This is a genomic window from Variovorax sp. FW301-JW7, from assembly GCF_058788795.1.
On the sequence record NZ_JBYTBC010000001.1, the window covers coordinates 633,742 to 646,389 of the forward strand.

Sequence of the window (12,648 nt, forward strand, 5' to 3'; positions counted from 1 at the left end):
CGACCTGGGCTCGAACCAGGGACCTACGGATTAACAGTCCGGCGCTCTACCAACTGAGCTATCGAGGAACAAGCCTTCAATTATATTCAATGAATTCGCCGTTCTGAGACGACGGCGATCATTTTTGATGGGTGAAGCGCGCAGGGCGATTGATTTTTTTCGCACCTTCCACGTCTTCGCCCCCGCGGACTTCGCTTGCACGGGGCTCCACAAATGAAAAGGCCCGCTACCTTGTGAGTAGCGGGCCTTCCAGAGGCCTTGCGGCTTTGTTCTGGCTCCTCGACCTGGGCTCGAACCAGGGACCTACGGATTAACAGTCCGGCGCTCTACCAACTGAGCTATCGAGGAACAAGCCTTAAATTATAGCGTGGTTTTTTGGGCTTCCAAAACACCGAGGCGCCGGCGCAACGAAATCGTGGCGACGGGGCCGCGGTGACCACGAAGAATCACGCTCACATCGCAATGCTCACGCCCAGCCGCAGCGTGCGCGGCGCACCCGGGAACAGGTAGACATGGCTGAACTGGTAGGGCGATTCCTTCCAGTAGCGGCGGTCGAACAGGTTGTCGACGGCCAGCGTCCAGCTGGTGGCCATGCCGGCCAGCCTGGTGTCGTAGCGCAGCACCGCATCCAGGCGCGTCCACGACGGCAGACGGATGGAGCCGTCGGGCAGCACGTTGCGGCGGCCTTCGTAGGACAGCTGGCCCGCGAGTTCGAGGCCTGGCACCGACGCGAAGCGGTACGCGGCCTGTGCGCGCAGCACCTGCTTGGGCACGTTGGTGGGCGCCTGTCCGTTGAGTTCGGGCGCGGCCGTGCTGCCGCGCCGCTTGGCGTCGATGAGTGCCACGCTGCCGCCCAGGCGCCAGGGGCCGCCGGTCCATTGCGCGCCGGCCTCGAGGCCGCGGTGCACTGCGCGGCCGTCGTTGCGCACCGTGCAGGACGCGCCGCACAGGTCGAGGTTGGTCATGGGGCGCGAGATGTCGAACCACGCGAGCTGCCAGTTGAATGCCGCGTCGCCGCCCTTCAGGCCCAGTTCCCACTGGCGCGACTGCAGCGCGGGCAGCGCCTCGCCCGCGTTCGCGTACTGCGAGCTCTTGTTGGGCACGACCTGCGACTCGACGCCCTTGCCCCAGCTCGCATAGGCGAGCAGCCCGGGCTGGATCGTGTAGCTGGCCGCGATCCACGGCGTGGTGATGCTGTCGCTGTAGCCGGTGGGGCGCGAGCCGTCGGTGCGGATGCTGTCGCGCGACAGCCGCGTGTGCCGTGCGCCGATCCAGGTCGTGAAGCGGTCGTTCCAGCGGATTGCGTCCTGCACCGACAGCTCGGTCGAGCGTTCGTTGCGGTTGGTGTTGGCGTCCGTCAGCCGCGGGTCGGCTGGCGTCATCGCGGTCGCCCAGATGTTGCCGGTGCCGACGTAGTTGTAGGCCTGGTCCTGGAAGCGGTTGCGCACGCGGCTTTGCAGCAGGCCGAAGCCCAGCTCGTGGCGCACGCTGCCCGTCATCACGTTGCCCTTGAGGTTCAGGCTGCCCGCAGTCTGCGTGCGGCGCTCGTTCTCGCTGCGGAAGTCGTACACGTCGAAGGTGCCGTCGGAGCAGTAGCGGTCGTAGTTGCCTTCGGCACCGCAACCGAAGGCGTAGGCCAGCCGGTCGTCGGTCTTCAGGCGCTGCTGGCCGATCTGCGCGCTCCAGCGCCAGTCGGCATTCAGCGCCTGGCTGAAGCGCACGGTGCCGGTCAGCGCCTTGAACACCGAGGGCTGCGACCACGGCTGGTTGTTGAGGTTGATGCGCGGATCGACCGGTCGGGGCAGCGTGTTGCCCAGCAGGCTGTAGCCGTTCTGGCTCGGCTGTGTCTTGCGGCTTTGCTCCACCTCGAACTCGAGCACCGAGTCGCGCGTGATGCGCCAGTCGGCCGCGAGCGAGAAGAGGCGGCGGCTGCCGTCGAGGTTGTGCGTGAGCGGGTTGAGCTTTTCGCCGGCCACGTTGAGCCGATAGCCGAACTGGCGGTTCTCGCCGAAGCGCCCGCCGAAGTCGAGCGCGCTCAGCACACTGCCGCGGCTCGTGGTTTCGAAGCGGATGGTGCGCAGCTCCTGCTCGGTCGGGCGCTTGACCACGTAGTTGACGAGCCCGCCCGGCGCGCTGGTGCCGGCCTGGATGCCGCTGGTGCCGCGCAGGATCTCGATGCGCTCCTTGTTGTCCAGCGGGATCGCGGTCTCGGCGCTGATCGGCAGGCCTTCGCGCCGGTAGTTGAAGCGGTTGTCGAGCACGAAGCCGCGCACCGTGAGGTAGTCCCAGTAGCCGGCGGAGTTGTAGGCGTCGGTGACCGAAGCGTCGAACTGCGTCAGGTCGGCGAGGCGGCGTGCGCCGCTGCTGCGCAGCTGCTGGCTGTCGATGATGGTGGCCGACAGCGGCAGCTCGCGCAGCGGCACATCGCCGAAGCCGCTGATCTCGGCCTGCGGCGCGGCGGCGCCGTCGTTCACGGTGACTTCGGGCAGCGCCTGCGATGGCGATGAAGACTGCGCATGCGCGCCGCAGGCACCGAAAGTGAGGAGGGCGGCGGCGAGCGCGCGCGAAAGCGGGGAGGGCGAGAAAAGTCGAGCGTTCATTCTGTGCGTTCAGGGGAACCGGGGGCGGCGTGCATCGCCGTCATCCATTGCGCGGCCGTGGCCTCGGGGTCGTCGGCGGCGACCAGCGCGCGCACCACGGCGACCGAGCCGACGCCGGTGGCGAGCACCTCCGGCAGCCGCACGGCATCGACGCCGCCGATGCCCACCTGCGGGTAGCCGCGCAGCAGCCGCGCGTAGGCTGCGAGCCGCGCCACGCCCTGCGGCGCGGTCGCCATCCGCTTGAGCGTGGTCGGGTAGATGGCGCCCATCGCGATGTAGCTCGGGCTCACCGCATCGGCGCGCACCATCTCGGCGTAGCCATGGGTGCTCACGCCGAGCCGAAGGCCGGAGGCGCGCAGCTGCTGCAGCTCATCGGGCGACAACGCGTCGAGGTCTTCCTGCCCGAGGTGGATGCCGTAGGCGCCGGCCGCGATGGCGACCTGCCAGTGGTCGTTGATGAAGAGCAGCGCCTCGGTGCCGCGCACCGCGTCGACGGCGGCCTGCACTTCGCGCGCGACGGCGGCGGCGTCGTCCGACTTGAAGCGCAGCTGCACCGTCGGCACGCCGGCGCGCGCCATGCGGCCGACCCATGCCGCATCGGGCAGCACGGCGTACAGGCCGAGCCGCTCGGGGCAGGGCGGAAAGGCGTCGGCGCGTGCGGTGGGCGGAAACGGACCCATGCCGAAATCGACCGGCGCATCGGGCCATGCCGACGCGTCGAACTGGCCGAGCCGTTCGGTCTGCGCGCGCCATGCATGGGCGAGGCATTCGGCATCGATCTCGATGAAGCCGAGCGCGGTGCAGGCTTGCTTCGCGCCGCGGTAGACGGCGTCGTCCGAGCTGAAGTGCGGCGCGCTCACGGCCGTGGCCGTGGCGGCGCCGAAGCGCAGACCGTGGACCGCAACGATGGCTTGCGCCACGGCGCGGGCATTGGGGGTGTCGATGGGGTTCATGGCGCGTGGTGCCAGAAGGGCGTGCCGAGCACGGGCGTGCTGGGCTGCGCGGCGTCCTGCGCGGCCATCGCGCCGGCGCGGTAGGCGGCGCGGCCGGCCTGCACTGCGTCGGCAAAGGCACCGGCCATCGCGACCGGTTCCTGCGCAAGAGCGACGGCGGTGTTGAGCAGCACGCCGTCGTAGCCCCACTCCATCACCTGGCACGCATGCGAGGGCAGGCCGAGGCCTGCGTCGACCAGCATCGGCACCTGCAGCCGCTCGCGCAGCAGCCGCAGCGCATACGGGTTGACCGGCCCGCGTCCGGTGCCGATGGGCGCGGCCCACGGCATCACGGCCTGGCAGCCGACATCGACGAGGCGCTGGCACAGCACCAGGTCTTCGGTGCAGTACGGCAGCACATGGAAGCCGTCGCGGATCAGCTGCGACGCCGCATCGACGAGGTTCAGCGTGTCGGGCTGCAGCGTGTAGTCGTCGCCGATGAGCTCGAGCTTGATCCACGGCGTGTCGAACAGCTCGCGCGCCATCTGCGCGGTGGCGATCACTTCCTGCACGCTGTGGCAGCCGGCGGTGTTGGGCAGCACCGGCACGGCCAGCTTGCGCAGCAGCTCCCAGAAGCCGTTGCCGAGGTCGCTGTTGCCGGAGCCCTGGCTGGCGGTCTGGCGGCGCAGCGAGGCGGTCAGCATCGCGGGTTGGGCGCGCTGCACAGCCGCTTCGAGCACGTCGGGCGAGGGGTAGCGCGCGGTGCCCAGCAGCAGGCGGCTGTGGAAGGTCTGGCCGTAGAGGACCAGGGGATCGGGATTGGTCATGGTTGTCGTCTCCATCGTCTTGTCTCTGGTGCGTTCGTTCAGCCGCCGGTCACCGGGCGGATCACCTCGACGCGGTCGTCGGCGTGCAGCGGGTGCGTGGCGTAGGCCGAGCGCGGCACGAACTCGCGGTTCACCGCCACTGCGAAAGGCGGCACGGCCTGCAGCACGGCCAGCGCGTCGGCGAGCAGCGCACCCTCGGGCAGCGTGCAGGGCTTGTCGTTGATCAGGATGTTCATCGGGGTCGTCGTTGTTCTCGTCATGCGTCGGGCACGTCCATGCCGAAGCCGCGTGCGAGCGTGGAACGGCCATGCGCAAGCAGTTCCATCGCCGCATCGAGCAGGGCGGGCGCGATCATGAAGCCGTGGCGGTACAGGCCGTTGATCTGCAGCACGCGCGGCTGCGGCTGGCGAATGGCGGGAAGGTTGTCGGGCAGCGTGGGCCGGCATTGCGTCGCGATCTCGACGATGCGCGCCTCGGCAAAGCCGCTGTGCACCGCGTAGGCCGCGCTCAGCAGCTCGAGCGTGGAGCGCACGCTGGCGGGCGACAGGTCGTCGGACTCGATCTCGGTCGCGCCGATCACGAACAGGTGGTCGGGCTTGGGCGCGATGTACAGCGGGTAACGCGGATGCACGAGGCGCGTGGGCCGCTGCAGCGTGACCTCGGGCGCATGCACGCGGATCACCTCGCCGCGCACGCCGCGCAGCGCGTTCCATTGCGGCTTGGCGCCGAGGCCGCGACAGTCGATCACCCAGTCGGGCTGGCCCGCCGTGCCAGGCGAAAAGTCGGAGGGCGCACGCGGCGACTGCCAGTGCAGCGTCACGCGCGCATCGGCTTCGAGCGTGGCGCGCAGCGACGCCAGCAGCGCGCGGTTGTCGAGCTGGCCTTCGCCCGGCAGGTACAGGCCGCGAGCGAAGCGTGTGCCCAGCGAGGGCTCCAGCGCGGCGATGGCGGTGGGGGTGTCGAGCGTCTGCATCGGCGCCAGCTCGGGCACTTGCGCACCGGTGCGCGCCAGCACGCCCGCGAGTCGCGTGGCCTCGGCGGCGTCCTGGCGGTGCCACAGCACCAGCGTGCCTTCGCGCTGGAAGAACACCGGCTGCGCCAGTGGCGCCAGCAGCTCGGGCCAGCGCGACAGCGCGTGCTGACCCATGCGCACGACCGACACCGGCGCCACGGCCGATTCGGCCAGCGGCGCGAGCATGGCCGCGGCCACGCGGGCGGCTGCGCCCTCGGCATCGGGGCTGCCGGCTTCGTACAGGTCGATCTTGCAGCCGGCCTGCGCGAGCGTGACCGCCATCAGGCGACCCATGAGGCCTGCGCCAAGGATGGCCGCAGATTGAAATGGCACGCTCATGGTCTTGCTCCTTCCCCCGCTGGGGGAAGGCTGGGATGGGGGCGGGCAGAGCGCTCGATGGACACGCCGCGTGCCCCCATCCCGACCCTCCCCCGGAAGGGGAGTGAGAAAGAGGCACGGCGCACTCGCCGATAATTTTCAACATGACCCCCGCACCCACCCAACGCTACGCACGCGTGCTTTCCATCGCCGGCTCCGACAGCGGCGGCGGCGCCGGCATCCAGGCCGACCTCAAGACCTTCGCGGCCCTCGGCTGCTACGGCATGACGGCCATCACCGCGCTCACCGCGCAGAACACGGTGGGCGTCTCGGGCATCCACGGCGTGCCGCCCGACTTCCTGAAGGCGCAGATTCAGGCCGTGGTGGAAGACATCGGCGTCGACGCCGTCAAGCTCGGCATGCTGCACGCGCCCGAGGTGGTCGAGGTGGTGGCCTGGGCCATCGACCGCTACCAGCTGAAGAACGTGGTGCTCGACCCCGTGATGATCGCCACCAGCGGCGACCGCCTGATCGCGGCCGAGACCGTGCAGGTGCTGGTGCGCGAGCTGTTCCCGCGCGCCGTGGTGGTCACGCCCAACCTCGACGAAGCCGCCTTGCTGGTCGGCCATGCCATCGGCGGCATCGACGCGCTCGATGGCGCGGCCGACGAATTGCTCGCGCTCGGCGCGAAGGCCGTGCTGCTCAAGGGCGGCCACCTGCCCGGCGACGAAGTGGTCGATGTGCTGCTGGAGCGCAGCGGCGCGCGCAAGCGACTCGCGTCGCAACGCATCGCCAGCCGCAACCTGCACGGCACCGGTTGCACGCTCTCGTCGGCCATCGCCGCGCACCTGGCACTGGGCCTGGCGCTGCCCGAGGCGGTCGAGTGCGCACGCGCGTACATCCTCGGCGCAATGCGCGCCGGCGCGGATGTGCAGGTCGGCGCGGGCCACGGTCCGCTCAACCACGGCTTTGCGCCAGTGCCGACCCACCGCGTGCCGCTGTCGGCCGGCTGAGCCAGGCCAGCACGAAGGTCGCCGCCAGCGTCGGCAACGCCGAGCCGAACTGCGGCGCCCACTTGGCCAGCGCGTGGTAGGCCGCGATGCCCGCGAGCCAGATCAGCGCCGCGCCCCAGTCGATGGTGCGCGTGCTGTTCGCCGACACGGCACTTCCGCTGCCCAGCCGCCCCAGGATCACGCCGTACAGCGGCACGAACACCGAGCTCAGCAGCAGCAGGAAGGGCTCGAGCGTGTGCATCGGCAGCACCAGCGCCAGCCCGATGCACAGCACCGCCAGCAGCAGGCCCCAGCGCTTCACGCTCCAGCGCGGCAGCAGGCTGTGCGTGGACACCGAGCCCGAGTACACGTCGCCATAGGCGTTGTCGAGTTCGTCGATGAGGATCAGGCCCAGCGCCACCAGCCCGCCCTGCGCCAGCAGCAGCGCCATGACGAGGCTGGTGCCCGGCTCGGCCACGCTCACCACCATCACGCCGAGCGCGTAGCACCAGATGTTGGCGAGCGCGTAGCCGATCCAGGTGCCGCTGAACGCGCTGCCCAGGCCGCCCCCGGCGCTGCGCTTGCCGTGGCGCGCGTAGTCGGCCACCAGAGGCAGCCACGACACCGGCATCGCAATGACCAGGTCGAGCGCGCTGAACATGCCCATGCTGCCGTCGCCCGGCCGCGCCCAGAAGGCGTCCAGGCCCTTGGCGTGCAGCCGCGTCGCGAACTGCCAGCTGAGCCACAGCAGCGACAGCACCACCAGCGGCAGGCCGAAACGGCTCACGAAGCGGCGCACCAGCTTCACCATCGAACCGGCCAGCAGCGCCAGCAGCACCGCACCCCACAGCAGCGTGGTCAGCACGCCGCCCCAGGCCGTGCCCAGCGCGGGGCCGAAGGCCTGTTGCCCGATGGCCTGCGTGCCTTCTCGCATGATCACGAGCTCGAAGGTGGTCCAGCCCACCAGCTGCACGATGTTGAGCAGCACCGGCAGCCGCGCGAAGGCGCTGCCGTAGGTGGCGTGCATCAGTCCGGCGCTGGCCAGCCCGGTTTCGCAGCCCAGCCGCGCGGTCCAGGCCAGCAGCCCGGCGCCGAGCAGCGAGCCCAGCACGATCGCCAGCGCCGCGTCGCGCGTGCCCACGGCCGGCACCAGGTAGGCACCGATCTGCATCACCAGCAGCCCGACGCCGAGGCTGAACCACAGCGAGGCGTGGTCGTGCCAGCCGAAGACGCGTCGGGAGGCGGGCAGGGGCGTGAGCGCTTCGTTGCCGGACGAAGCGGAACTGTCGTTGTCGTTGTGTGCCATCCGTTTGCTCCAGTGCAAAAGGTTTGGCAGGTGGGCGAGGCTCCAGTGGCGTGGCCGTCGCGCGAGACAACGCGACAGGCCACCGGACCAGCTTCCCTGCGCGAGGATTACCTCAGTCAGGTTCAAAGGGACTTTCTCAGCCACCCCGGTCGAAACCGGCGCAGCACCCCTAGCGAAATGTCATTTTAGGCGCGTGTGTCGCAGACGCACCGAAAAGTTCCTGCGCACGGAAGAATCCAGCCACGGCGGGCCTTGCACCCGCCGCACCGATGGCGTGCCGGGACCGAGAGCCTATTCCTCGTGCTTTCCCGCGCCCCCGGCGGAAAAATTCTCGACCACCGATTCGAGCCACCGGCCGACGATTGCCATCTCTTCGTCGCTGAAGCCCTGGGTCAGCCGTGCGTTCAACGCGCCGAGCCCGGCCTTTGCACGCTGTCCGGCCAGCCGTCCTTCCTCGGTCTGGTAGAGGCGGAATGCGCGCCCGTCGTTCGGGTCTTGCGCGCGGGTCAGGTAGCCGGCTTTTTCGAGGCGGGCAGCAAGGCCGGACATGGCTGGTGCGCCGATGTTCAGTGCCTGCGCGACTTCTCCTGTCAGGGCGCCATCGTTGGCCGACAGGAAAAACATCGTGCCGGCCTGGGCTGCCGACAGTGCGGGCAGGGCATCGCCGCGGGTTTCTTTCCATCGCTGCACCGCCCGCTGGGCGACGTTCAGAAGAAACACCAGCCTGTATTTTTTTTGAGCTTTCATCGGATTCCTGTGGCCTGGGCGAAGGCGCGGCAGGTTACATCTTATCTGTATTTATTTCGCACACGAAGCATATACTTCGCATGCGAATTAAATGCCATCCCTCTCGCACGGTGCGAGCGGGCAACCAGGAGAACCCATGACCGAACACGTGACCGTCGAATCCACCCAGGGTGTCCTGACCCTCACGCTGGCCAGGCCGGAGAAGATGAACGCACTGACCAATGCGATGTATGGCCGTCTGGCCGATGCCATCGCAGGCGCCGAGAGCGACCCGTCCGTCCGGGCCATCGTGTTGCGAGGCGAAGGTGGCATGTTCACCTCGGGCAACGACCTGGGCGAATTTGCTGCCGTGGCTGCCGGGAAGGCTGGCAACGAAGAGCGCCATGTCGCCCGTTTCCTGCGTGCATTGGCGAGTTCGACGCGCCCGGTGATCGCGGCGGTCAACGGACGCGCAGTCGGCGTGGGGACCACCTTGCTGTTGCACTGCGACTTCGTGGTGCTGGCTGAGGATGCGCTGCTGTCCACGCCGTTCGTCAACCTGGCGCTGGTGCCCGAAGCGGCGTCGAGCCTGCTGCTGCCTGCCCGCATCGGCCACGTTCGTGCCTACGAGATGTTCGCGCTGGGCCTGCCGGTGTCCGCTGCGCAGGCCCTGGCCTGGGGCATCGCGAACCGGGTCGTGCCCGTGTCGGACCTGCACGGCGAGGCGCAAAAGGTTGCCGAGCTGCTCGCCAGCCGTGCCGCGGGCTCGTTGAAGCTGACGAAGGGCCTGATGAAGCAAGGCGCCGCCGTTGCAGCCCAGATGGACCTCGAAGGCGCACAGTTCGTGGAGCGCCTCCAGAGTCCCGAAGCACGCGAAGCCTTCACGGCGTTCGCCGAGAAGCGGGCCCCGGACTTCTCCAAGACCGCGGCGTAGCGGCAAGCGGGCCGGTCGTCGCCCAGATGTCGGCCGACGCGTGATGCGCAGGTCCGCGGGCCTTCGGCCCGGGTGAGAATCGCCGCCACGAGGGCGCCTTCGAATGCCCTGGAGGCTCCCCGCACATGACAGACGACCGCAAGCACCCGGAACCACCGGCCTCATCGCCCGCACCCCACGCGCGGCTGAGGCGCTTCCGCGTCGACGTCGGCACGATCATCTGCGCGGTCGCGCTGCTGCAGTCGCTGCTGCTGGTGGCCTTCGGCTATTGGGGCGCGGAGCAGCTGGTGTCGAAGGTCGGCGAGTCGGCGCACAAGGTCAACCACGACCGGGTCGAAGACAACGTCCTCGCCTTCCTCGCCAAGACCGAAGGGCTGGTGCGCGCCATCGCCCACACCCCCGACCTGCACCCCGCGGGCCACGACGGCGAGCAGACCGCCGAGCTGCTCTGGGCCGCGCTGGAGCAGACGCCGGAGCTTGACAGCATCGGCGTGGGCAGCGACGACGGCCACTTCCTGATGGCCATGCGCCACCCCGTGTCGGTGGTGCGGCAGGTGCTGCGCGAAGGGCGCACCACCACCGAGACCTGGGAGTACAAATCGCCGCCCGACAGCGACGGCGACGAAGACCCGCGGCGGCGCTACGAGACGACGCGCATCGAAGCCTTCCGCAGCGAAGACGACCCGGTGCACCAGGACTGGTTCACGCAGGCCGAGAAGGCGCAGCGCCCCGTGTGGACCGCGCCCTTCGTGCTGCCCTCGATGAAGGAGCTGGGCGTGAGCCATGCGCGGCCGAGCCGGCGGCGGGACGAGGAGGGCGCCACGCAGACGCTGGTGGCGGTCGCCAGCGTGTCGCTCGGGCACCTCTCCAACCTCGTGCGCCTGTTCGGCGGCACGGGCCACGGCCACAGTGCGCTGCTGAGCGCCGACCACCACGTGATCGCGCGCAGCGACCACCCGCATTCGGTGCGCAAGCTCGAAGACCCCGACGATGGCGTGCTCGGCGCGCTGCATGCCTACATGCTGGCCAACGGCAGCCGCGGTTGGACCGAAGACATGGCCTTTCCGCTCGTGCACGAGGGCATGCACTACCAGGTGCAGACCTCGCGCATTGCGGCCACCGACTGGCACCTGGTCAGCTGGGAGCCCGAAGAGGCGCTGATGGGCGCGCTGCATCGCAACGTGCTGTGGTCGCTGCTGCTCGCGCTGGGCTTTCTCGCGATCGCGCTCGTCATTTCGCTGCGGCTGTCGAAACTCGTGACCGCACCGATCGAAGGCCTCTCGCGCATCGCACGCCGCATCGGGCGGCTCGAACTCGACGACCTGCCGCGCGAGCCCAGCCGCGTGCTCGAGATCCAGCACCTGAGCCAGGCGCTGGAAGATTCCGCGCGCAGCCTCCAGGCCTTTCGCAAGTTCGTGCCGGTGGACGTGATCAAGCAGCTCGTCGCCGAAGGGCATGCACTCGAGCCCAACGGTTCGCCGCGCCGCATCACCGCGATGTTCACCGACGTGGAAGGCTTCACGAGCATCTCGGAATCGATGCCGGCCGACGTGCTCATGCGGCAGCTGACCGACTACTTCAACCTCGCCACCCGCGTGTTCGCGCGCCACGGCGGCGTGATCGACAAGTTCATGGGCGACGGCATCATGGTGCTGTGGGGCGCGCCCACCGACCTGCCCGATGCGGAGCATCGCGCCTGCGTGGCCTCGCTCGAACTGCACGCCGAGATGAACGACCTCAACCGCCGGTGGCAGGCGGAAGGCCTGCAGCCGTTCCGCACGCGCATCGGCATCCACACCGGCGTCGTGATCGCCGGGGTGCTCGGCTCGAGCGACCGGCTGTCGTACACCGCGCTGGGCGACGTGATCAATGCAGCAAGCCGCATCGAGGGCATCAACAAGCAGCTGGGGACGCGCACGCTGGTGTCCGAGACAACCTTCGAGGGGCTGGGCGGGCGGATGGCCACGCGGCGCATCGAGGAGCAGGTCGAGCTGCGCGGGCGGCAGACGCGGATGGTGCTCTACGAACTGCTAGAGGTCGAGCACCAGCCTCGGTGAGATGGCCCGCGAGCAGCAGGGCAGAAAGCAGTCGTTGGCGGCCTGCTCGGCAGGTGTCAGGTAGAGGTCGTGGTGCGCCACCTCGCCCGCGAGCACGCGCGTGAGGCAGGTGCCGCAGACGCCCTGTGCGCATGACACAGGAATCTCGACACCTTCGGCGGCGAGCGCGTCCAGCACCGTCATCGTCGCGGGGATGTGGACGACGCGGCGCGAGCGGTGCAGCTCGACCTCGAAGCTACCCTGTCCGCCAGCCGGCGTTGCGGCGCCCGAGAACGACTCGAAGTGCACTTGCGCGTCCGCCCAATGCAGAGCGCGCGCGGTCGTGCGCACGGCCTCGAGGAAGCCTGCGGGGCCGCACACGTAGACGTGCTTGCCCGGGGCCGGACTGCCGAGGGTGGCGGCGAGGTCGATGTGCTGCGCGGGCGGGCCGTCGTCATGGTGGAAGAACACCTGGTCCGCGAACGCGCTGTCTTGCAGCCGCCGCCGGTAGGGCGTGCGCGCCGCCGAGCGGCTGCAGCAGTGCAGCGCGAAGTCGGCGCCCAATGCAGCCAGCCGCTGTGCCATCGACAGCAGCGGCGTCACGCCGATGCCGCCGGCCAGCAGCAGGCTCTGCGTTGCGCTTTCGTCGAGCGCGAAGAGATTGCGCGGCGGGCTGATCTGCAGCACCGAGCCTTCGTGGACGGCGTCGTGCATCGCCCGCGAGCCGCCGCGCGAGGCCGCATCGCGCAACACGCCGATCTCGTAGTGCCCATCGTCCAGGGCCGAGGTGTTGCACAGCGAATACTGGCGCACCAGCCCGCCGGGCAGCGCCACGTCGATGTGCGCGCCCGGCGTGAAGGCCGGCAGGCGCTCGCCGTCGGCGGGCACCAGCCTGAAGCCGGCCACGCCCTCGGCCTCGACCGTCTTGCGCGCCACCCGCACCGCGATGCCGGCGTCCCTCAACA

Annotated in this window: 11 protein-coding genes, 1 tRNA gene and 1 riboswitch; of the genes, 3 read left to right on the forward strand and 9 right to left on the reverse strand. The window is 69.5% G+C overall.

The annotated features are described in order from the left end of the window. Positions 1 to 272: 272 nt before the first annotated feature. From AC3WQM_RS02770 to AC3WQM_RS02795, 6 genes are all read right to left on the reverse strand, one after another. Positions 273 to 348: transfer RNA gene (locus tag AC3WQM_RS02770), tRNA-Asn, on the reverse strand. A gap of 104 nt (positions 349 to 452) precedes the next feature. After that, positions 453 to 2,600 (reverse strand): TonB-dependent siderophore receptor, encoded by a 2,148-nt coding sequence (locus AC3WQM_RS02775; RefSeq protein WP_492676856.1) that lies wholly within the window; start codon positions 2,598 to 2,600, stop codon positions 453 to 455. Then, positions 2,597 to 3,553: a thiamine phosphate synthase gene (thiE, locus tag AC3WQM_RS02780; protein WP_492676857.1), complete on the reverse strand. Its 957-nt coding sequence runs from the start codon at positions 3,551 to 3,553 to the stop codon at positions 2,597 to 2,599. Before thiE ends, AC3WQM_RS02775 begins: the two co-directional genes overlap by 4 nt. Continuing rightward, positions 3,550 to 4,359: a thiazole synthase gene (locus AC3WQM_RS02785; RefSeq protein WP_307693511.1), complete on the reverse strand. Its 810-nt coding sequence runs from the start codon at positions 4,357 to 4,359 to the stop codon at positions 3,550 to 3,552. Before AC3WQM_RS02785 ends, thiE begins: the two co-directional genes overlap by 4 nt. Positions 4,360 to 4,397: 38 nt before the next feature. Beyond that, positions 4,398 to 4,595, reverse strand: coding sequence for a sulfur carrier protein ThiS (gene thiS, locus AC3WQM_RS02790; protein WP_062472460.1), 198 nt, complete (start codon positions 4,593 to 4,595; stop codon positions 4,398 to 4,400). Between the two features lie 20 nt (positions 4,596 to 4,615). After that, positions 4,616 to 5,710: an FAD-dependent oxidoreductase gene (locus AC3WQM_RS02795; protein ID WP_492676858.1), complete on the reverse strand. Its 1,095-nt coding sequence runs from the start codon at positions 5,708 to 5,710 to the stop codon at positions 4,616 to 4,618. A gap of 143 nt (positions 5,711 to 5,853) precedes the next feature. Here AC3WQM_RS02795 and thiD point away from each other — a divergent pair, with 143 nt between their 5' ends. Further along, positions 5,854 to 6,702, forward strand: coding sequence for a bifunctional hydroxymethylpyrimidine kinase/phosphomethylpyrimidine kinase (gene thiD / locus AC3WQM_RS02800; protein ID WP_492676859.1), 849 nt, complete (start codon positions 5,854 to 5,856; stop codon positions 6,700 to 6,702). On the opposite strand, the gene AC3WQM_RS02805 is transcribed toward thiD, so the two are convergent. Beyond that, positions 6,647 to 7,987: a purine-cytosine permease family protein gene (locus AC3WQM_RS02805; protein ID WP_492676860.1), complete on the reverse strand. Its 1,341-nt coding sequence runs from the start codon at positions 7,985 to 7,987 to the stop codon at positions 6,647 to 6,649. The two genes, thiD and AC3WQM_RS02805, sit on opposite strands and share 56 nt — an antisense overlap. A gap of 76 nt (positions 7,988 to 8,063) precedes the next feature. Continuing rightward, a riboswitch (TPP riboswitch) is annotated at positions 8,064 to 8,168 on the reverse strand. 110 nt (positions 8,169 to 8,278) lie between these two features. Further along, a complete protein-coding gene (locus AC3WQM_RS02810) occupies positions 8,279 to 8,734 on the reverse strand; it encodes a MarR family winged helix-turn-helix transcriptional regulator (RefSeq protein ID WP_492676861.1) in 456 nt (151 codons plus the stop codon). A gap of 136 nt (positions 8,735 to 8,870) precedes the next feature. Between AC3WQM_RS02810 and AC3WQM_RS02815 the strand changes: the two genes are divergently transcribed. Then, on the forward strand, positions 8,871 to 9,647 hold the full coding sequence (locus AC3WQM_RS02815; RefSeq protein ID WP_492676862.1) for an enoyl-CoA hydratase: 777 nt from the start codon (positions 8,871 to 8,873) through the stop codon (positions 9,645 to 9,647). 1,496 nt (positions 9,648 to 11,143) lie between these two features. Next, a complete protein-coding gene (locus tag AC3WQM_RS02820; protein WP_492677180.1) occupies positions 11,144 to 11,704 on the forward strand; it encodes an adenylate/guanylate cyclase domain-containing protein in 561 nt (186 codons plus the stop codon). Here AC3WQM_RS02820 and AC3WQM_RS02825 read toward each other — a convergent pair. Beyond that, a complete protein-coding gene (locus AC3WQM_RS02825; RefSeq protein WP_492677181.1) occupies positions 11,678 to 12,646 on the reverse strand; it encodes a PDR/VanB family oxidoreductase in 969 nt (322 codons plus the stop codon). The genes AC3WQM_RS02820 and AC3WQM_RS02825 overlap by 27 nt on opposite strands. Positions 12,647 to 12,648: the final 2 nt, after the last annotated feature.

Bases quoted from the DNA above. Each gene is read 5' to 3' on its own strand.
- AC3WQM_RS02820 (WP_492677180.1), top strand. From the start codon at position 11,144: ATGTTCACCGACGTGGAAGGCTTCACGAGCATCTCGGAATCGATGCCG.
- AC3WQM_RS02805 (WP_492676860.1), bottom strand. From the start codon at position 7,987: ATGGCACACAACGACAACGACAGTTCCGCTTCGTCCGGCAACGAAGCG.
- AC3WQM_RS02795 (WP_492676858.1), bottom strand. From the start codon at position 5,710: ATGAGCGTGCCATTTCAATCTGCGGCCATCCTTGGCGCAGGCCTCATG.
- AC3WQM_RS02775 (WP_492676856.1), bottom strand. From the start codon at position 2,600: ATGAACGCTCGACTTTTCTCGCCCTCCCCGCTTTCGCGCGCGCTCGCC.
- thiS (WP_062472460.1), bottom strand. From the start codon at position 4,595: ATGAACATCCTGATCAACGACAAGCCCTGCACGCTGCCCGAGGGTGCG.
- thiD (WP_492676859.1), top strand. From the start codon at position 5,854: ATGACCCCCGCACCCACCCAACGCTACGCACGCGTGCTTTCCATCGCC.
- AC3WQM_RS02815 (WP_492676862.1), top strand. From the start codon at position 8,871: ATGACCGAACACGTGACCGTCGAATCCACCCAGGGTGTCCTGACCCTC.
- AC3WQM_RS02810 (WP_492676861.1), bottom strand. From the start codon at position 8,734: ATGAAAGCTCAAAAAAAATACAGGCTGGTGTTTCTTCTGAACGTCGCC.
- thiE (WP_492676857.1), bottom strand. From the start codon at position 3,553: ATGAACCCCATCGACACCCCCAATGCCCGCGCCGTGGCGCAAGCCATC.
- AC3WQM_RS02785 (WP_307693511.1), bottom strand. From the start codon at position 4,359: ATGACCAATCCCGATCCCCTGGTCCTCTACGGCCAGACCTTCCACAGC.